16 protein-coding genes are annotated in these 19,232 nt (G+C 64.5%); 5 read left to right on the forward strand and 11 right to left on the reverse strand.

Annotated features, from left to right (window positions below; all coding sequences use genetic code 11):
* The first annotated feature begins 72 nt into the window (after positions 1–72).
* The 5 genes from NKJ00_RS12165 to NKJ00_RS12185 all read left to right on the forward strand — a co-directional run bounded on the left by NKJ00_RS12165 (position 73) and on the right by NKJ00_RS12185 (position 7,509).
* Complete coding sequence (locus NKJ00_RS12165) at positions 73–2,484, forward strand: GcvT family protein (protein WP_352629839.1); 2,412 nt, start codon at positions 73–75, stop codon at positions 2,482–2,484.
* An 82-nt stretch (positions 2,485–2,566) separates the two neighbouring features.
* The gene (locus tag NKJ00_RS12170) at positions 2,567–3,820 is read left to right on the forward strand and encodes a sarcosine oxidase subunit beta (protein ID WP_352629840.1); all 1,254 of its coding nucleotides are present in this window, start codon (positions 2,567–2,569) and stop codon (positions 3,818–3,820) included.
* Positions 3,821–3,828: 8 nt separating this feature from the next.
* Positions 3,829–4,095: a sarcosine oxidase subunit delta gene (locus tag NKJ00_RS12175; RefSeq protein WP_023811548.1), complete on the forward strand. Its 267-nt coding sequence runs from the start codon at positions 3,829–3,831 to the stop codon at positions 4,093–4,095.
* The gene (locus NKJ00_RS12180) at positions 4,092–6,977 is read left to right on the forward strand and encodes a sarcosine oxidase subunit alpha family protein (RefSeq protein ID WP_352439778.1); all 2,886 of its coding nucleotides are present in this window, start codon (positions 4,092–4,094) and stop codon (positions 6,975–6,977) included. The genes NKJ00_RS12175 and NKJ00_RS12180 overlap by 4 nt, the downstream gene beginning before the upstream one ends.
* Entirely contained in the window at positions 6,970–7,509 is a 540-nt protein-coding gene (locus tag NKJ00_RS12185) for a hypothetical protein (protein WP_352612460.1), read from the forward strand. Before NKJ00_RS12180 ends, NKJ00_RS12185 begins: the two co-directional genes overlap by 8 nt.
* Positions 7,510–7,529: 20 nt before the next feature.
* Here the strand turns inward: NKJ00_RS12185 and NKJ00_RS12190 are convergent, their stop codons facing one another.
* From NKJ00_RS12190 to ssuD, 11 genes are all read right to left on the reverse strand, one after another.
* The gene (locus NKJ00_RS12190; protein WP_352611571.1) at positions 7,530–8,015 is read right to left on the reverse strand and encodes a hypothetical protein; all 486 of its coding nucleotides are present in this window, start codon (positions 8,013–8,015) and stop codon (positions 7,530–7,532) included.
* A gap of 116 nt (positions 8,016–8,131) precedes the next feature.
* Positions 8,132–8,692, reverse strand: coding sequence for an FMN reductase (gene msuE / locus NKJ00_RS12195; protein ID WP_352611572.1), 561 nt, complete (start codon positions 8,690–8,692; stop codon positions 8,132–8,134).
* Positions 8,693–8,764: 72 nt separating this feature from the next.
* Positions 8,765–10,012 carry an SfnB family sulfur acquisition oxidoreductase gene (locus NKJ00_RS12200; protein WP_023811543.1) on the reverse strand — a complete coding sequence of 416 codons (1,248 nt, stop codon included), beginning with the start codon at positions 10,010–10,012 and terminating at the stop codon, positions 8,765–8,767.
* 24 nt (positions 10,013–10,036) lie between these two features.
* Complete coding sequence (locus NKJ00_RS12205) at positions 10,037–10,843, reverse strand: ABC transporter ATP-binding protein (RefSeq protein WP_352611573.1); 807 nt, start codon at positions 10,841–10,843, stop codon at positions 10,037–10,039.
* An 81-nt stretch (positions 10,844–10,924) separates the two neighbouring features.
* Positions 10,925–12,262, reverse strand: coding sequence for an ABC transporter substrate-binding protein (locus NKJ00_RS12210; RefSeq protein WP_352629842.1), 1,338 nt, complete (start codon positions 12,260–12,262; stop codon positions 10,925–10,927).
* Positions 12,263–12,328: 66 nt separating this feature from the next.
* A complete protein-coding gene (locus tag NKJ00_RS12215; protein ID WP_352629845.1) occupies positions 12,329–13,369 on the reverse strand; it encodes a branched-chain amino acid ABC transporter permease in 1,041 nt (346 codons plus the stop codon).
* A 3-nt stretch (positions 13,370–13,372) separates the two neighbouring features.
* Positions 13,373–14,272, reverse strand: coding sequence for a branched-chain amino acid ABC transporter permease (locus tag NKJ00_RS12220; RefSeq protein ID WP_352439783.1), 900 nt, complete (start codon positions 14,270–14,272; stop codon positions 13,373–13,375).
* The gene (locus NKJ00_RS12225) at positions 14,269–15,201 is read right to left on the reverse strand and encodes an ABC transporter ATP-binding protein (RefSeq protein ID WP_352611575.1); all 933 of its coding nucleotides are present in this window, start codon (positions 15,199–15,201) and stop codon (positions 14,269–14,271) included. Before NKJ00_RS12225 ends, NKJ00_RS12220 begins: the two co-directional genes overlap by 4 nt.
* Before the next feature lie 114 nt (positions 15,202–15,315).
* Positions 15,316–16,419 (reverse strand): dimethylsulfone monooxygenase SfnG, encoded by a 1,104-nt coding sequence (gene sfnG, locus NKJ00_RS12230; RefSeq protein WP_352629847.1) that lies wholly within the window; start codon positions 16,417–16,419, stop codon positions 15,316–15,318.
* A 165-nt stretch (positions 16,420–16,584) separates the two neighbouring features.
* The gene (locus NKJ00_RS12235) at positions 16,585–18,045 is read right to left on the reverse strand and encodes an FAD/NAD(P)-binding protein (protein ID WP_352611577.1); all 1,461 of its coding nucleotides are present in this window, start codon (positions 18,043–18,045) and stop codon (positions 16,585–16,587) included.
* The gene (gene ssuD / locus NKJ00_RS12240; protein WP_352611578.1) at positions 18,042–19,214 is read right to left on the reverse strand and encodes an FMNH2-dependent alkanesulfonate monooxygenase; all 1,173 of its coding nucleotides are present in this window, start codon (positions 19,212–19,214) and stop codon (positions 18,042–18,044) included. The genes NKJ00_RS12235 and ssuD overlap by 4 nt, the downstream gene beginning before the upstream one ends.
* Positions 19,215–19,232: the final 18 nt, after the last annotated feature.

Below are 19,232 nucleotides of genomic sequence, written 5' to 3' on the forward strand. Positions count from 1 at the left end.
TCCGCCAAGCTCTGGACACATATGTACAATACCGATAGGGTACGCCACACTGACTGGGTGGAGTGCGACAGGATGAAATCCCAATACAGGGCGATCGTCATCGGCGGCGGCGTGGTTGGAGCCTCGGTGCTCTATCACCTGGCGAAGTTCGGCTGGAGCGACGTCGCGCTTATCGAACGCGAGGTACTGACAGCGGGATCGAGCTGGCATGCGGCCGGCGGATTCCATGCGCTGAACGCCGATCCCAACATCGCCGCCCTGCAGGCCTATACGATCGACCTGCTCTCCGAGGTCGAGAAGGAATCGGGCCAGAGCATCGGCATGCACATGACCGGCGGCATCTCGGTCGCCTCGGCGCCCGAGCGCTGGGAATGGCTCAAGGCCTCCTACCGCATCTTCCAGACCATGGGCATCGACGATGTCCACCTGGTCGGTGTCGATGAGATCAAGCAGCGCTGCCCGATCCTCAACACCGACGGCATGCTGGGAGGCCTCTTTGCCGCGCGCGAGGGCCATATCGATCCCTCAGGCGTCGTGCACGCCTATGCCAAGGCAGCCAGGCTGCGCGGCGCCGACATCATCGAGCACAACCGGGTGCTGGAACTGAACCGCCGCGCCGATGGCGGTTGGGACGTGGTCACCGAGAAGGGCACGGTGATTGCCGAGCACGTCGTCAATGCCGGCGGACTGTGGGCCAAGCAGGTCGGCAGGATGGCCGGCATCGACCTGCCGGTATCGCCGATGGAACACCATTATCTCGTCACCGAGGCATTGCCCGAAATCCAGGCGCTGGACATGGAATTGCCGCTGATCGTCGATCTCGAAGGCTTCACCTACATGCGCCAGGAGCAGAAAGGCCTTCTGCTTGGGATCTATGAGGTCAACCACAAACACTGGAACATGGACGGGGCGCCCTGGGACTACGGCATCGAACTGATCCAGGAAAATACCGACCGCATCGCCGACGAGCTGGCGCTCGGCTTCAGCCGTTATCCCTGCCTGGAGACAGCCGGCATCAAGCGCTGGGTAAACGGCGCCTTCACCTTCTCACCGGACGGCAATCCGCTGGTCGGCCCGGTGCGCGGCGTGCCCAATTACTGGGTGGCGTGCGGCGTCATGGCCGGTTTCCTGCAAGGCGGCGGCGTCGGCAAGTCGCTGGCCGAATGGATGATCCATGGCGAGCCGGAAGCCGACGTCTACGGCATGGACATCGCCCGCTATGGCGACTTCGCCTCCAACCGCGAATACATCAGGCAGACCACCGGGCAGTTCTATTCGCGCCGCTTCGTCATGAGCTATCCCAACGAACAGCTGCCGGCGGGACGGCCCTTGAAGACAGCCGGCGCGCATGACGCGATGGATGCCGCCGGCGCGCGCTGGGGCAATTCATGGGGCATGGAAGTGCCGCTCTATTTCGCGCCGCAAGGCTTCGTCGAGACACCGACGCTGAAGCGCTCCAACCCCTTCGACATTGTCGCACAGGAATGCCGCAAAGTGCGCGAAGGTGTCGGCCTGCTCGATATATCAGCTTTCTCGCGCTACGAGATCACCGGTCCGCGGGCCGAGGCTTGGCTGGACCGGCTGCTTGCCTGTGCGCTGCCCAGGCCGGGACGCGCCAAGCTCGCGCCGATGCTGGGCGAAAACGGCAAACTCAAGGGCGACCTCACCGTCTTCAACTGGGGCGATGGCTCCTGGTGGATCATGGGATCCTACTATCTGCGCCAGTGGCATATGCGCTGGTTCGAGCAGCATATGAGCGAAGGCGTCACCGTCCGCGACATTTCGGACGCCATTGTTGGTTTCTCGCTCGCCGGACCCAATGCGCGAATGCTGCTCGAGCGGCTGACACACCAGGATGTCTCGCACGAGGCTTTCGGCTTCCTCGCCTGCAAGACATTGGATGTCGGCCTGGTGCGGGCCAAGGTCGGTCGGCTGTCGGTCATCGGCGAGCTCGGCTACGAGATCCATTGCCAGGCCAATGAGCACGCGGGCCTGCGCCGTGCGCTGCTTGCCGCAGGCAGCGATCTGGGCGTCACCGAATACGGCTTCGGCGCGGTCAATTCGCTGCGCCTCGAAAAGAGCTTTGGCATCTGGTCGCGCGAGTTCACGCAGGACTATACGCCTGATGAGACCGGGATGGACCGCTGGATCGCCTTCGACAAGGGCGATTTCATCGGGCGGGAGGCGGCCCTGAAAGAGCAGAAGGCTTCATCGAGGCGCACGCTGGTGACGCTCGAAATCGACGCGGCGGATGCCGATGCCAGTGGCTACGAGCCGGTCTGGAACAGAGGCAGGCTTGCCGGCTTCGTCACCTCCGGCGGCTATGGCCATACGGTCGGCAAGAGCCTCGCCATGGCGCTGGTCGAGCGCGAGGCGGCCGAGATCGATACGCAGTTGACAACCCACATCGTCGGCGTCGAAAGAGGTGCGCGCGTCATCGCTTCGTCGCCATACGATCCACTGGGCAAGGCGATGCGGGCATGACCGATCGAACCGGCGGCATCCGTGCAAAAGACCATGCAATGATCCACGTTCCCTTCAGAAAATCAGATCTGTCCGGCACGCCATGACCAGACGCTATTCCGCATTGTCGCTGTTCAAGGAGGGCCTGGCCGGCCAGACCGGCTGGAAGCCGGCCTGGCGCTCGCCCGAGCCGAAGCCAGCCTACGACGCGATCGTCATCGGCGGCGGCGGCCATGGGCTGGCGACGGCCTATTACCTGGCAAAGAACCACAACATCACCAGGGTCGCTGTGCTGGAAAAGGGCTGGATCGGCGGCGGCAACACCGGCCGCAACACCACCGTGGTGCGCTCCAACTACTATTACCCGGAAAGCGTTGAGCTCTACGGGCTGGCGCACCGCCTTTACGAAGGGCTGGGCAAGGACCTGAACTACAATGTCATGCTGTCGCAGCGCGGCATGGTCAATCTGTGCCACTCGACCGCGGAGATGGAGATCGGGGCGCGCACCGTCAACGCTATGCAGATCAACGGTATCGATGCCGAATTGTTTTCTCCCGAGGATGTGCGCCGGGTGGCGCCGATCTACAATTTTTCGCCGGACGCGCGCTTTCCGGTGTTCGGCGGCATCTGGCAAGGCAAGGCCGGCACGGCGCGCCATGACGCCGTCGCCTGGGGCTACGCGCGGGCGGCGAGCCGGCTCGGCGTCGATATCATCCAGAACTGCGAGATCACTGATTTCATCATCGAAGGCGGCCGCTGTCGCGGCGTCCAGACTTCGCGTGGCGCGATCCGTGCCGACCGCATCGGCATGGCGGTAGCCGGGCATTCTTCGGTGCTGGCGGCAAAGGCCGGCTTCCGGCTGCCGATCAAATCCTATGCGCTGCAAGCCTGCGTGTCCGAGCCGGTCAAGCCGATCCTCGACACGGTGGTGCTGTCGCCCGGCTGCGGCGTCTATGTCAGCCAGTCGGACAAGGGCGAGATCGTCATCGGCGGCGGCCTTGACCGCATCCCTTCCTATGCGCAGCGCGGCAATCTGCCGACGCTGGAGGAGGTGATTGCCGGTCTTTTGGAAATGTTCCCGATCTTCGGCCAGCTCAAGCTGATGCGGCAATGGGCCGGGATCGTCGATGTCGTGCCGGACTCCTCGCCGATCATAGGCGAATCACCGCTGCCCGGCCTGTTCCTCAATTGCGGCTGGGGCACGGGCGGCTTCAAGGCTATCCCCGCCGGCGGCACGCTGCTGGCGCAGTTGCTGGCGACCGGCAAGCACAACGACATCAGCCGCCCCTTCGACCTCGATCGCTTCGCCAGCGGGCGGCTGATCGACGAAGCGGCCGGCTCCGGCATCGCGCATTAGAGGCAATCATGCAGTTGTTCCCTTGCCCATTTTGCGGCCCGCGTGACGAGACCGAATTCCACTATGGCGGCGATGCCGGCAACATCAGGCCTGACGGTGCCGACGTGCCGATCGATCGCTGGGCTGAGTACCTCTATCTGCGCGGCAATCCGAAAGGCACGGCGCGCGAGATCTGGGTTCACATGATTTGCGGCGAGTTCTTCGTCATGGGGCGGGACACCATCACCCACAAGGTGCTGTCTTCGGCCGCTCTCGACGGGGAGCATGCCGCGTGACCGCCTCGCGTCTTGCCGCCGGCGGCAGCGCCATCGACCGCTCGCGCCCGATCCGCTTCAGCTTCGACGGCGCCACCGTGCATGGCTTTGCCGGCGACACCATCGCCTCGGCGCTGCTGGCCGGCGACGTCGCGGTCGTCGGCCGCAGCTTCAAATATCACCGGCCGCGCGGCATCTGGGGTGCCGGCGTCGAGGAGCCGAACGCGCTGGTCGATCTCGGCGGCAGCGTGCCAGCGAAGCCCAACACGCGCGCCACGACCGAGCCGGCGCGCGACGGGCTGGTGGCGAAAAGCGTCAACGCCACGCCCAGCGCGCTGGCCGACCGCAACGCCTTTCTCGACCGTTTCGCGCGCTTCATACCGGCGGCGTTCTACTACAAGACTTTCATGTGGCCGGACTGGCACAGGTTCGAGCCGCGCATCCGCGCCATGGCGGGATTGGGCACAGTCGACGCCGACTGGATCTCGCCGGGCACGGCGGACCAGATCAACCATCATTGCGATGTGCTGGTTGTAGGCGCGGGACCCGCAGGGCTGGCGGCGGCAAGGCTGGCGTCTGGTGCTGGCCTGACCGTCACACTGGTCGACGACCAGCATAGCCCCGGCGGATCGCTCGGCCATCGTGCCGCGGAGATCGACGGCAAGCCGGCGGCCGTATGGGTCAAGGAGACGATTGCCGAGCTTGCCGCTGGCGGTCACCTCATCCTGCCTTCGACCATCGCCTTCGGCATTTACGACCACAATCTGGTCGGGCTGAACCAGCGTCATCTCGACGGCCGGCCGGATACGCTGTGGCGGGTCAGGCCGCGCCAGATCGTGCTGGCGGCCGGCGCCATCGAGCGGCCGCTGCCCTTCGCCAACAACGACCTGCCGGGCATCCTATCGGCGGATGCGGCGCTCGCCTATCTCCGGCGCCACGCTGTGCTGGTCGGCCGCCGCATCGTCGTCGCCACCAGCAATGACAGCGCCTATGAGGTGGCGGGGGCGCTTGCCGAGGCCGGCGCCGAAGTCAGGCTTGTCGACATCCGGCGCGACGGCACGCCTGCCGCGCCGGCCAATGTCCGGCTGGCCAAAGGGCGTTCTCTCATATCCGCCAGCGGCAGGCTGCGCGTCGACGGCGTAACGCTCGACGACGGCACGAGGTTCGATGCCGATTGCGTCCTGATCTCGGGCGGCTGGACGCCGACCATCCATCTCTTCGGCCAAGCCAAGGGCAAGCTCGCCTGGAGCGAGGCGCGCGCGGCCTTTCTGCCGGGCGATCCGGTTGATAACATCGCGGTGGCAGGTGCGGCTGCCGGCGCGGTTTCCTTGTCGGAGGTGTTTGCTGGTGCCAGCACCGCCGTTGCATCGCTCGGCCAGACGAAGGCTCCCCTACCGCGGAGCACCGGACCGGAGGCGACGGACGGCATAGTCGCCGCATGGCCGATGCCGGGCTCGAAGGGACGCATCTGGATCGACTATCAAAACGACGTGACCGTGAAGGACGTCGAGTTGGCAGCGCGCGAAAACTTCGTCTCGGTCGAACATCTGAAGCGCTACACCACGCTCGGCATGGCGACCGACCAGGGCAAGACCTCCAACCTGCCCGGCCTGGCGCTGATGGCCGGTATCACCGGGCGTACGGTGCCGGAGGTCGGCACCACCACCTATCGTCCGCCATTCACCCCGGTGCCGCTGGCAAGCTTTGCCGGCACGCGCGTCGGCGAATTGATGGCACCGGTGCGCCGGCTGCCGCTCGAAAATGTCCACCGCGCCAATGGCGCCGTCTTTCAGGAATATGGCGGCTGGCTGCGCCCGGCCCACTATGGTGGCTACGCAGATGCGGAGCGTTCGATCGCGGACGAGGCACGGCGCGCCCGTCAATCCGTGGCGCTGTTCGATGGTTCGACGCTCGGCAAGATCGAGGTGATCGGGCCGCAGGCGGCGGCATTCGTGGATTTTCTGTACTACAACACCATGTCGACGCTGAAGCCCGGCCGCTGCCGCTACGGCTTCATGCTGTCGGAGAACGGCGTGGTCTTCGACGACGGCGTTCTGGTGCGGCTGGACGAGCATCGCTTCGTCGTCTCGGGCTCGTCCTCGCATGTCGCTGCCGTGCACGCCCGGCTGGAGGAATGGCGTCAGGACCGTTTTGGGCGTAGCGCGGTCTATATTCACAACGCCACATCGGACATGGCAACGTTGACAGTTTCAGGACCGAACGCCCGAAAACTGCTCGGAGCGCTGGATCTCGGTCTTTCGCTCGGCGATGCCGACCTGCCGCATATGGCAATCGGTCATGGCACCTATGCCGGCGACGAAGTCCGCATCGCCCGAGTCAGCTTCACCGGGGATCGGAGCTACGAGATCTCGATCCGGGCGGATCGCGCCGAGCCGCTATGGGCGCATCTGCGCCAAGCCGGCCAGGCGCTCGAGGCCGTCGTCATCGGACTCGAGGCGCTGATGATCCTGCGGGCAGAGAAAGGCTTTATCGTCATTGGCAAGGACACTGACGGCACCACGTTGCCGCATGATCTCGGCGTCGACGGTCCGCGCGCCAAGCGCCAGACCGAGTTCGTCGGCCGCCGCTCGCTGTTCACAGAGGAGGCTTCGCGCGGAAACCGCATGCAGCTTGTCGGGCTAGCGGTGCCGCAAGGCGAAGCGCCGCTGCCTACCGGAGCGCACGGCATCAAACGGATCGACGGCAGATTGCGCAGCCAGGGCTTTGTCACCTCGAGCTACCACAGCCCAACGCTCGGCCGCCCGGTTGCGCTTGGGCTGATCGAGCGCGGCGCGACGCGGCACGGCGAGACGATCGACATCCAGCACCTCGGCAAGATCAGCAAGGCGACGATTACCGCCCCTTGCGCCTTCGACCCGGCAGGAGACCGGCTGCATGCGTGATCTCGCGGAAAAATGGTCCGTTGCACCGGACTGGCAGGGCGCGGTTATCGCCACGCCGGGCCTTGCGATACGAGCAGCCCTCGGCCTCAACCAGTTGCTGGTCAGCGGCAACCTCGACGCGTGGGCACGGGCTTCCGGTGTCGACGGAACTGGCGTAGGCGCTTTTGGCCCCGCACAAGGCGACCGCTATGCGGCGCGGCTGGCGCGCGACCGGTTGCTCGTCGTGTCGAACAGCCCCTTCGTCATCGCCACGGGCTGGCATGCAGACGGGTTCGCGGTGACGGCGATCAGCGCCGGCTTACAGGTGTTCGAAATCGAAGGAACGGCCCTCGACGCCTTTATCGCACGGGGGACGACGCTCGATCCTAGCCAGCCAAGTGCCAGTGCAGCGCTTTCCTTCGCCGGCATCAGCGCCGTCGTCTATTGCCATGACGGCAAGCTGCGCATCCATGTCGATCGCGGTCTTGCCGCCTATCTCTGGGCATGGATGGAAATTGCCGTCGGCAACATCGCCGCCGGATCAGCCGATTAGCCGGCGGCAGTGCGATCCGGTCAGAGCGTGAACGACCAGAACAGGCAGGCCAGCGTCGCGGCGGCAAAGACCACGAAGAACAGGCTGCGCAGCAGCACGTTGCGGCGCAGCTCGTTCATGACGAAGTGACAACCGACGATCGCCGCCGCAAACAGGAACCGCCAGTTCAGCAATGCCCACACGGCGCTGCCCTGCCCGAACGCCCATCTGGCGACAAGACAGCCGACGATGGTCGCAAACAGGGCGATCACGGTCCAGAAGAGGGCGTCGGCGGCATGGGTCAGGACGATGCCGGCCGCCCTGATCGGCAGGATCATCATCAGCATTGCGCTGAAGAAATAGACAGCGGCAATCGGGATGAACACGCCGGCGTCGGCGATGCTGTCAAGGCGCCTGACGCCGATGGCACCATAGGGATAGCCGTGCCTGGCGACAGCCAGGCTCAACGCCATGAGCAAGGCGGTCAGCACGGCGACCAATGCGAAGGATGTGAGGGCTTTGCTCATGACGTTCCTGTCCCAGACGAATCAGACAGGAACGTTTTTAGCGGGCAGTCGTAAATTGCGTAAGCGAGATCAATCACTACGCGAATTTCGATTGCGGCGTAATCCGCCGACGGCGTCTATTCGGCGGCGATCCTGCCTGCCGAGCGGTTGGCCAGCACGAAGCCGACCTCGTCGACCGCCTGCGCGGCACGCTTAAGGATCGCCTCGGAGTGTAGCACGCCGTCGGTGAAATCCTTGTCGGTGGCGTAGACGGCGGTGGGCAGCGCAAAGGCCTCGAAGAAGCCGAACAGCGGCCGCAGCTGATGTTCGACAATCAAGGCGTGGCGCTCGCCACCGCCGGTCGCCGTCAACACGATGGGCTTCCCCCGCAGCGCTGCCGGATCGATCAGGTCGAAGAAGTGCTTGAACAGGCCGGTATAGCTGCCCTTGTAGGTCGGCGAGCCGACGACGAGCACGTCGGCGGCGAGGATTTCCTCCAGGATCACGCGCGCCTGGCCGTCGAGATCGCGGGCCCATTTCGCCGTTCCCAGCGACGGACCGAGGTCCTCGATATCATAGGTGCTCGCCGACAGGCTGTGGCTGGCGGCGATGTCCCTGGTGACCAGATCGACGAAGGCGCGCGTCTTTGACGGCCGGGTGATGTTGCCGGAAAAGCCGACGACTGTTGGATTTGACATGGCAGTGAACCTCTTGGGGTATAGTGGCCGAAAAATTTTGCTGTGGCGAGCCTCTCGCCCGCCGGTGAGAAATCAGCTCCAGGCGTGCAGCGGCGGGTTTTCGCCGTTGAGGAAATATTTGCCGAGGATCGAATATTTCCAGCGCACCGGATCGTGCAGCGTGTGCGTGCGCGCGTTGCGCCAATGCCGGTCGAGATTGTGTTCGGCCAGCGTTGAGCGGGTCCCCGCAAGTTCGAACAGCTTGTTGGTGGCGGCAATGGCGATCTCGGTCGACAGGATTTTTGCCTCGGCGGTGACGATCTGGGCGTGCGCCACCGTGTCGGCGGTCGGCTCGATCACCGCCCGGTCGATTGCCAGGCCGGCCTTTTCCAGCAGCGCCTGCGCCGCGTGCAGGCGCAGCGTCAGGTCGCCGATGGCCTGGATGGTGTAGGGATCGTCCCAGGCATTGTCGACGCCACTGTCGATCCAGGCTCGGCTCTTGGTCCTGACGAAATTGACCGTCTCGTCGATCGCTGCCTGGGCGATGCCGGTGTCGACCGCCACTTGGATGATCTGGAAGATGGCGCCGTCGGCGGTTGGCCTGTCAAAACCCTTGTAGCCTGGCACCAGATGCGTCTTCGGCACCTTGACGTTGTCGATGATGACGGTGCCGGACAGCGTCGTGCGCTGGCCGAAGCTCGACCAATCGTCGATGACGGTCAGGCCGGGCGCGCCGCGGTCGGCGATCGCATACCAGGCACGGCCTTGGTCATCGAGCGCGACGATCGGCACGAGATGAGCGAGCAGCGCGCCGGACGAATAGAATTTGCGGCCATTGACGACGACATGGTCGCCGGCATCGGTGAAGCGGGTTTCGAAATCGGCGGCGCGTTTGGAGCCGAACTCGGAAAAGGCGTTGCCGAACCGCGTGCCTTTCAACGCTTCGGCAAACAGCAGCTTCTGCTGGTCCGCGTCGGACACGGTGCGGATGGCGGCGACCACGCCGAGATGGTTCTGGGCAATCTGGCCGATCGAGGAATCGGCCGCCGAGATGATCTCGATCACCTTCGCCAGCGTCGCATAGGACAATTCCGGCCCGCCGAATGCCTTGGGCACGTTGATCGACCACAGGCCGCTTTGCGAAAAGGCATCGAGTTCGGCAACCGGCCAGATCCGCTCGCGGTCGCGCCTTGAGGAGTCCTTGACGAATTCGGCGGCGAGCGCGTGGGCGATAGCAATCGCCTCGGCGGCGTCCTTGATGATGTGCGCCGGCGCGGTCGGTCTTGCGACTGCCGGCACGGCGGCGGAAGCCTGGTCGGTCTTGACGGTCGAAACGGTCATTTCACTGCTCCTTGGGATTTCATTTCAGGCAACGGCATGGAGATGGGCTGGTTTGACGGCGGGCGAAGGCTGTTGCCCGGCGGTCGATTGACCGAGGTAGAAGGCCCTGATGTCCTCGCGCTGGCGAAGCTCGGCGGCCGCACCAGTGAGAACGGAGACGCCGTTTTCGAGCACAGTGGCGTGGTCGGCATAACGGAGCGCCACCGCCGAATTCTGCTCGGCGACCAGGATCGACAGGCCGGTCTCGCGGTTCAGCTTTCTGAGCGTCTGGAAGATGTCCTGGACGATGAGCGGGGCGAGACCCATCGACGGTTCGTCGAGGACCAGCAGGCGCGGCCGCGACATCAGCGCCCGGCCGATGGCGGTCATCTGCTGTTCGCCGCCAGAAGTCAGGCCGGACGATGTCCGGCGCTTTTCCCTGAGCCTCGGGAAATAGCCGTAGATCCGCTCGAGATCTTCGTTGATCTCGGCGCGGCGGCCACTGCGGCCAATGCCGCCGGCAACCAGATTTTCCTCGACGGTGAGGCTCTTGAAGCAATGCCGGCCTTCCAGCACCTGGACCAGGCCGGCGCGCACGAGATCGCCCGGCTTGCGGCGCGAGACATCCGAGCCTTCATAGCGGATGGTGCCTGCATTGACCTGGCCACGCTCGGCCGGCAGCAAATTGGAGACGGCCTTGAGCGTCGTGGTCTTGCCGGCGCCATTGGCGCCAAGCAATGCCAGGATCTGGCCGCGCCGAAGTTCGAAGCTGACGCCGTGCAGCGCCGTGATGGCGTGGTTGTAGGTGGCATGAACCGTATCCACGGCAAGAATGACGTCATCGTCCGGCATGGGGCTCTCATTTTGTGGTTCGATGAACCGAACAGGCCGGGCGCTGCGGAACCCTATCCGCTGCGCCCGGCTCTGCCCTGATCAGTTGGTGGTCACTGCGTTGGCATCATCCGCGGTGCGCAGCTTGATGCCCTTCTCGGCGGCGTAGGCCTCGGCGGACTTCTCGATGATTGGCCGCAGCAGCGCCCAGTCCGGCGCGATCCAGTCGGAGACGACGTTCCACTTCTTGCCGTCCCACTGCTGGAAGGTCACGTAGCCCTCGCCTTCGTGATTGTCCCAGCTGACATTGATCGAGTGGAACAGGTCCTTGGCGCCAAGCGCCTCGACTTTGGCCGGATCAAGCTTGAGGTGCTCGAAGCCCCAGCGGACCTCGTCGCCGGTCAGCGTGCGGTGGCCGAACTTCTCCTGCGCGACGCGGATCGCCTCGACATTGAGGATGCCGTTGACGATGCCGAGATTGTGGTAGACCGAGCCGATACGCGCCTTGTCTTCGAGGTTACCCTTGCCGGCGCCGTAGACCGTCTTCACGATCTCCTGAACCACCGGGTAGGAGTTGCCGGAAGCCTGGGTGGTGATGGCGGTGTAACCCTTGGCGGCGTCGCCGGCCGGGATGACATCCTCTTCCGAGTTCGACCAGACATTGCCGACGATGTGATCGACGGGAAAGCCGACCTTGACCGCCGTTTTCAACGCCACCGGGTTCATCACGCCCCACCCGCGCAGGACGACGAAGTCCGGCTTGGCGCGGCGGATCGTCAGCCACTGCGACTGCTGCTCGTTACCGGGATGCGGCACCTCGATCTGCTGCACGGTGAAGCCGTATTTCTGCGCCAGCAATTCATAGATCGGGATGGTTTCCTTGCCGTAAGGCGAGCCGTGATAGAGCACGACGATCTTCTTGCCCTTCAGTCTGTCGATGCCGCCTTCCTTGGAGGCGATGTAGTTCACGATGCCTGATGTCTCACTGTAAGGATTGAGCAGCAGCGGGAAGACGTAGGGGAAAACGCGTCCATCTGTGGAATCGGTGCGGCCGTGGTTGACGGTGATCAGCGGCACCTTGTCGGCGGTGATGCGGTCGATCATGGCGTAGGCGATGCCGACCGAGAGCGGGTTCCAGGCGGCGGCACCGGCATGGCTCTTCTGCCGCTCGTAGCATTCGACGCCGCGCTCGACCTCGTACTGGGTCTCGCATTCGTCCCAGGTCAGCTTGACGCCGTTGACGCCGCCGTCGCGGATGTTGATGAGGTTGAGATAATCGATGAAGCCGCCGAAGAAGCCGGTGCCGCCGGCCGCATACGGCCCGACACGATAGCTCTGCAGCGGGAAATACTGTTCGTCGGCGTGCGCGGCGGGCAAGGCCACCGACACGATCATCGCCGCGGACAGCGCCGCCGCCTTGATTGTGTTCAGGAAATTCATGGTTGAGGTACTCCCGGTATGGGCCGTCTTGGGTTCGGCCTCTGGTTCATTTTCGGATGCGTCAGCTCAAGTCGACTGCCAGGCGGACAGGAGCCGTCTTCGGACCCTGTCCCACAGCGCCACCAGCCCGTCGGGTTCAAGGATCAGAAACAGGATGATGAGCGCGCCCAGCACGATGCGCTGGCTCATGTCGAGCACGCCCGAATCGAAAAGATCGCCAAGCAGGAAGCCGCCGAGGCGCGAAAGAGCGAGCGGGAAGACCACGATGAGGGCGGCGCCGAAAAATGCGCCGCGGATCGAAGCCAGGCCACCGATGATGATGATGAACAGTATCTGGAACGACCGGTCGAGGTCGAAGCCATCCGGCTCGACGGTCCGCAGATACGCGAAGGCCCAGATGACGCCGGCGACGCCGATGATGAAGGACGAGATGGCGAAGGCCAGCAGCTTGGTCTTCAGCACCGGGATGCCGATGATGCGGGCAGCGGTTTCATTGTCGCGGATGGCGATGAAGTTGCGCCCGGTCTGCGACGAGACCAGCCGATGGGCGAGGAAGGTCAGCACGGTGACGACGGTTAGCGCGAAGAGATAGCGGCCGATGGCGCCGTCGAGCGCGAAGCCTGAAATCGACAATCTCGGCGCGTCGATGACGCCGGAAGCCGAGTTGTTGGAGAACCAGCTGAACTTGGTCAGCGCCCATTGCACGAAGAACTGCGCGGCGAGCGTCGAAACCGCGAGATAGAAGCCTTTGAGCCGCAGGCTAGGCAGGCCGAAGACGATGCCGATCGCGGCGGCGACGATGCCGGCCAGGAAAATGCTGCCGATCAGCGGCAGGCCTTCGACGCGCAGGTTGAAATTATAGGCGGCGAAGGCGCCCGCCGCCATGAAGGCAGCACTACCCAGCGAAACCTGGCCGGCATAGCCGGTCAGGATGTTCAAGCCCACGCCGGCGAGGCTGAGCGCCAGGAACGGCAGCAGGATGGCCTCGAACAGATAGCTCGAGCCGATCAGCGGCACGACGCCATAGGCGAAGGCGAGCAGCAACACGGGCACGACCCATTTCGGCAGCACCGGCGCGGACGAGAAATCGCTTGTTATGGCCGTCATGGCTCAGATCCTCTCGACGAGCTTCTGGCCGAACAGGCCGGAAGGACGGATCAGCAGGAAGACCAGCGCGACGACATAGGCGAACCAGCTCTCGATGCCGCCGCCGAAATAGTCGCCGATATAGACCTCGGCGAGCTTCTCGCTGGCGCCGATCAGCAACCCGCCGACGATGGCACCGAGGATGGAATCGAAGCCGCCGAGCACCAGCACCGGCAGCGCCTTGAGCACCACCAGCGACAGCGAGAACTGCACACCGAGGCGCGCACCCCAGAGCAATCCCGCCACCAGTGCGACAAGACCGGCAGCAGCCCAGACGGTGGCCCAGATCAGCGGCAGCCTGAGACCGACCGCGAGGGCCGCGAACTGATCGTCGGCGACGGCGCGAAAGGAGAGGCCGATGCGGGTGTAGCGGAAAAACAGCGACAGCAAGAGGACCATGCCGGCGGCAACCACTGCGGCAAAAATGTCGAACTGGCTGATCAGCACGCCGCCGATTTCCAGCGGCACGTCCTCGATGCCGAGATCGAGGCCGTGGACCTGCGTGCCCCAGATCAGCTGGGCGGCGCCCTCGATGATGTAGGACAGGCCGAGCGTCGCCATGAACAGTGTGATCGGCGGCTTGTTGGTCAGCGGCCGCAGCACCGTGCGCTCGATGGCGACACCCATGGCGACCATGATGGCGAAAGTGATCACCAGCGCCAGCGCGAACGGGATGCCGCGCTCGATAAGGCTGACGAAGGTGAGTGCCGCGAACAACAGCATCGCGCCTTGCGCGAAATTGAGCACGCCCGAGGTCTTGTAGATCAGCACGAAGCCGATCGCGACCAGCGAGTACATGACGCCGGAGAGCAGGCCGCCGACGAGCACTTCGATGAAGAACTGGTAGTCAAAATCGGCGATCATATGCCTGCCCCGTCCTCATTGTCCGAGGCGACGCCGAGGTAGGCATCGATGACGCGCTGGTCGTTCCTGACCTCGTCTGGCGTGGCGTCGGCGATCTTGCGGCCGTAGTCGAGAACGGCAATGCGGTCGGACAGGCCCATGACGACGCCGACATCGTGCTCGATCAACACCACGGTGGTGGCGAAACGATCGCGCGCGGCACGGACGAAAGCCGCCATCTCGCTCTTTTCGCTCGCGGTCATGCCGGCCATCGGCTCGTCGAGCAAAAGCAGGCGCGGCTGGGCGACCAGTGCGCGGGCCAGTTCGACACGCTTCTGCAGTCCGTAAGGCAAGGTGCCGACAAGACGGTCGCGAATGGCGGTGAGGTCGAGAAATTCGAGGATCTGTTCCGCGCGGCTGCGTGTTTCGCGCTGCTCGCCGCGCGAGCGGCCGATGCCGAGCACCTGGCCGGCAAAGTTGGAGCGAACCTTGTAGGCGAGGCCGGAAGCGACATTGTCGAGGACGCTGAGACCCTTGAACAGTGCAAGGTTCTGGAAGGTTCTGGCGACACCGAGGTGAGCCAACTGCTGCGTCGGCACCTGGGCATAGAAGGTGCCGTCGAGCCGGACGTGGCCGCGATCCGGCCGATAGACGCCGCTGATGACGTTGATCAGCGAGCTTTTGCCGGCGCCGTTCGGGCCGATGATGGCGCGAATTTCGCCTGGGTGAACCGACAGGTCGATATCGGCCAGTGCGACGACGCCGCCGAACGACAGGCCGATGCCCTGGAGCGAAAGCAGCGGAGCGGCGACACCAGTAACGGAGCCGATCGCCTCGCTGCCGGCTTCGGACTGCTGCTCCCGCGGGCTTGACGGCAGGCCGCGCGCAAAGACTTCCGGCGCATAGACCGAAGCGTCCATCACTCCGAGAGTATAACTGGGCAACGGCATTCCAATCGTCCTTGATTAGGCGCGCAAAACCTCATTGCCGCTCGACGGATCGAGCGCGCCGGCAACCTTCATGCGTGTGCTGGCCGGACCGTGGCGGGCCAGGCTGCGGGATGGCTACTCCGCCGCCAGCGACGCCGCCGCCTCGGCGTTTTCCAGTTCGCGGACCAGCGGGATGACATGCTTGCCGAAATACTCGACCTCTTCCTGGAAGTGCAGGAAGCCGAGCAGGATGAGATCGGCGCCGGCGCGCTTCAGGTCGACGATGCGCTCGGCGACTTGCCTTGGCGTGCCGATCAGGTTCGAGCGGAAGCCGTCATTGTACTGGACCAGATCGTCGAAGGAGGATTTCGCCCAATTGCCCTCGCCTTCCGGCGAAGCCTTGCCGGCATTTTTCACCTCATGGCCAAAGGCGTTGACCGCCTCGGGGTTGGCCTTGGCAATGATTTCGGCGAGCACCGCCCTGGCCTCATCCTCTGTCTCGCGGACGACCGCGAAGGCGTTGACGCCAACCTTGACGGAATGGTTATTGGCCTTCGCCTTGGTCCTGAGGTCGTCGACCTGCTTGGCGATCTCGGCCGGCGTGTTGCCATTGGTGAAGTACCAGTCCGAGACCCGCGATGCCATGTCGCGCGCGGCGCGCGACGAGCCGCCCTGGAAGATTTCGGGCAGCGGCTGCGGCGGTTTCGGCTTCAGCGAATATTCGTTGAAGCGGTAGAAATCGCCACGGAAGGTGAAGCTGTCCTCGGTCCATATTCCGCGCAGCGCACGAATGAATTCCTCCGAGCGGCGATAGCGCTCGTCATGGTCGAGCCAATGCTCGCCGATGGCATGGAACTCGCCACGGAACCAGCCGGAGACGAGGTTGATCGCGACGCGGCCATTGGTGAGATAGCTGATGGTGGCGATCTGCTTGGCCGCCAGCGCCGGGTTCCACGGTCCGGGCAGGATCGCCGCGATGACCTTGAGCGTTGTGGTCGCCGCCAGCAGATCATGGCTGAACGCCACCGATTCATGCTGCTCGTCGGCGCCGTAGCCGGCGGTGAAGCGGATCTGGCTGAGTGCGTAATCAAAGCCGGACTTCTCGGCGATCTGCGCCAGCTTGCGATTGTACTCGGCCGAATGGTTGGTGCGCTGCTCGATGTTGGAGATCACAAGGCCGCCCGAAACATTCGGCACCCAGTAAGCAAACTTGATCGAGTCGGTCTCTGCGTGTGCCATGAACTGTCTCCCATTCAGGCCATCTCGTTGATCGATCCGACCGCAGCCGGTTTCGTCGGTATTTATTATGTTTATAGAATCTATATACAAAGAAGGATTTTCCGTTTTTGAGCCCCTCTTGGGACGGAAATACCAATTTTGCTCGGCCAACCCGGTTTGCCGGTGTCAGCTCATGACCGGACCCTGCGCGGCATTGGCGCCGATGGCCTGCGCTGACGGCAGCGTTACCAGCAGCTTGGCAATTTCAACCGCGACCGCCTGGGCATGGCGAGCGACTTCCGGCAGACCCATGAGCTCGCCGAAAGTCCCTCGTGCCAGCGGGCCGGCGACCAGGAGTGTCGCGACCGCCTCACCGTCCCGGCCGATCGCGCGGCTGTCGAGACCTGTCTCGATGCCAAGCCCATATTGGTCCGTCCTGATCAAGCCGGTTTCCGCCAGCGAGCTCAGCGCCGGGTTCAGCTGCAGCGCCTGCCCATGAGCCGGACCGGTGGTGTTGATGACGGCAGCGAAGCGCGCCGCCTCGATCCGGGTCTGCCCGCGCCGTTGAAAGCTGACAGCCAGGCTGCCGTCCTCATCGTTCGACGCGACAAGCCTGGCGGCAATGGTGTCGACTGTACCGGCGGCATGGCGCCGGTCGAGCACGGCGGCGACCTGCGGGGCGATCCTGAAACGATGCACGTCCCAGAACACGCGCAGCTGGCGGACCAGCCTTGCCCGCTCCGGCGGGGCAAGTGCGGCCCACAGCACCGGCCCCTGCAGGCGCAACTGGTCGAAGACCGACTGCCAGTTGACATTGGCCGCTCTTGCCGCTGCCAGCGTCGCGCGAATGGTCCTGAGCAGGCCGAGCGCCGTCGTCGCCGGCGCGGATGCAAAATCGCCAAAAGGCTCGCCCCTGACATCGGGGTGTCCGCGCGAGCGTAAGCCGCGGCGCGACAGCGTGAGGATGCGGCCACGATGGCCACGACGGTCAAGTTCGGCGACCATGTCGGCCGAGGTCAGCCCGGAGCCGACGATCAGCACCGAGGCGTCCGGCCCGATCCCGGCAAGCGCCGCGGCTGCGTATGGGTCGGCGATGAAACCCGGCGCTTCCGTCAGGTGGATCAACGCGGCTGGAATTGCAGGCTGCGGATGCGTTGCTGCTAGAACGACGATGTCGGAGGCGACCGGTCCGGCAGAGGTGTGCACGGTCCAGCCCGCGCCACTGGCATCGCGTGTCACGCGTGTGGCGGAACCTTCAACATGATGGACAAGGCCGGAATTGAGATGCTGCGCCAGATGCTCGGCAACATAGCGACCGAACACGCGCCGGCGCGGAAAAGCGTCGCCGTTCATCCAGATCGCATCCGGGTCGTGTTCGAGTTCTCCGCTGCCAGTCAACCAGCGTGCAAAATGCTGCGGGTCGTCGGGAGCCATGCTCATCCTGACCGCGGGAACATTGACCCGATGAGAGGGTTCCTCGCTGGAATAGGCAAGGCCACCGCCAATCCAGGGTCGCGGCTCGATCACGGAAATGGAAATGCGCTCCGGTCGAGGCATTTGCGCCAGGTGCCACGCCACCGCCGCACCGGAAAAGCCGCCGCCAATAATGGCGACGCGCAACCGCGAGGACGCAGGAAGCAAGTTCACGAGGCGCTGGCGAGCGACTTCGGCCGGTGGTCGCCGGCGATGGTTTCGCCGAACGGACCGGTGTTTACGGACGAGCCGGCTGCCTTGACCGGATGGTCGGTCGGCAGTTTCGGCAGCACCAGCTCGCCGAAGCGATAGGCTTCTTCGAGATGTGGATAGCCGGAAAGGATGAAGGTATCGATGCCGAGGCGCCGGTACTCGTCGATGCGCTCGGCGATCGTGTCGGGATCGCCGACAAGTGCGGTACCTGCGCCGCCGCGCACCAGGCCGACGCCGGCCCAGAGGTTGGGGGCGATCTCGAGCTTGGCGCGATTGCCGCCATGCAATGCGCTCATCCGCGCCTGGCCGACCGAATCCATGCGGGCAAAGACCTTCTGCGCCGAGGCGATCGTCGCGTCGTCGAGCCGGCTGATCAGCCTGTCGGCAGCGGCCCAGGCCTCCTCGGTGGTTTCGCGGGCGATGACATGCAGCCTAATGCCGAAGGAGAGCTTGCGGCCAGCCTTCTGCGCCAGTTCACGCATGCCGTCCAGCTTGCGCTCGACATCGGCTGGCGGCTCTCCCCAGGTCAAATATTTGTCGATCTCCTGCGCCGCCACCACGGACCCAGCGTCGGACGAGCCCCCGAAATACAATGGCGGATATGGCGTCTGCACCGGCGGAAACAGCAGCCGGCCGTCCTCGATGTGGAAATGCTTGCCCTCGTGCCCCACCGTCTCGCCGCTCAGCACCCGCTTGTAGATCTGCAAGAACTCCTGCGTCACCTCATAGCGTTCGGCATGCGACAGGAAGATGCCGTCGCCCTTGTTCTCCAGCGGATCGCCGCCGGTGACGACGTTGATCAGCAGGCGGCCATTGGAGATGCGATCCAGCGTCGCAGTCATGCGCGCGGCCAGCGTCGGCGACTGCAAACCGGGCCGCACGGCGACAAGGAAACGCAAGCGCTCGGTCATCGGTACGAGGGCCGATGCGATCACCCAGGAATCCTCGCAAGAGCGGCCGGTCGGCAACAGCACGCCATAGTAGCCGAGCGTGTCGGCCGCCTTCGCCACTTGCGTCAGATACGGCAGATCGACCGATCTGCCGCCCTCGGCCGTGCCGAGGTAGCGGCTGTCGCCATGCGTAGGCAGAAACCAGAGCACCTTGATGCGGTCTGGCACGACCCGGCTCATGGCCTTTCTCCCGCTGCC

The organism is Mesorhizobium sp. M0227 (genome assembly GCF_040321855.1).
In the GTDB taxonomy this organism is placed as follows: Bacteria; Pseudomonadota; Alphaproteobacteria; order Rhizobiales; family Rhizobiaceae; genus Mesorhizobium.

Coding starts and splice junctions, on each gene's coding strand:
- NKJ00_RS12175 (WP_023811548.1), top strand. CDS start 3,829: ATGCAGTTGTTCCCTTGCCCATTTTGCGGCCCGCGTGACGAGACCGAA.
- NKJ00_RS12165 (WP_352629839.1), top strand. CDS start 73: ATGAAATCCCAATACAGGGCGATCGTCATCGGCGGCGGCGTGGTTGGA.
- NKJ00_RS12190 (WP_352611571.1), bottom strand. CDS start 8,015: ATGAGCAAAGCCCTCACATCCTTCGCATTGGTCGCCGTGCTGACCGCC.
- NKJ00_RS12225 (WP_352611575.1), bottom strand. CDS start 15,201: ATGCCGTTGCCCAGTTATACTCTCGGAGTGATGGACGCTTCGGTCTAT.
- ssuD (WP_352611578.1), bottom strand. CDS start 19,214: ATGAGCCGGGTCGTGCCAGACCGCATCAAGGTGCTCTGGTTTCTGCCT.
- NKJ00_RS12205 (WP_352611573.1), bottom strand. CDS start 10,843: ATGCCGGACGATGACGTCATTCTTGCCGTGGATACGGTTCATGCCACC.
- sfnG (WP_352629847.1), bottom strand. CDS start 16,419: ATGGCACACGCAGAGACCGACTCGATCAAGTTTGCTTACTGGGTGCCG.
- NKJ00_RS12220 (WP_352439783.1), bottom strand. CDS start 14,272: ATGATCGCCGATTTTGACTACCAGTTCTTCATCGAAGTGCTCGTCGGC.
- NKJ00_RS12200 (WP_023811543.1), bottom strand. CDS start 10,012: ATGACCGTTTCGACCGTCAAGACCGACCAGGCTTCCGCCGCCGTGCCG.
- NKJ00_RS12170 (WP_352629840.1), top strand. CDS start 2,567: ATGACCAGACGCTATTCCGCATTGTCGCTGTTCAAGGAGGGCCTGGCC.
- NKJ00_RS12210 (WP_352629842.1), bottom strand. CDS start 12,262: ATGAATTTCCTGAACACAATCAAGGCGGCGGCGCTGTCCGCGGCGATG.
- NKJ00_RS12185 (WP_352612460.1), top strand. CDS start 6,970: ATGCGTGATCTCGCGGAAAAATGGTCCGTTGCACCGGACTGGCAGGGC.
- NKJ00_RS12215 (WP_352629845.1), bottom strand. CDS start 13,369: ATGACGGCCATAACAAGCGATTTCTCGTCCGCGCCGGTGCTGCCGAAA.
- msuE (WP_352611572.1), bottom strand. CDS start 8,692: ATGTCAAATCCAACAGTCGTCGGCTTTTCCGGCAACATCACCCGGCCG.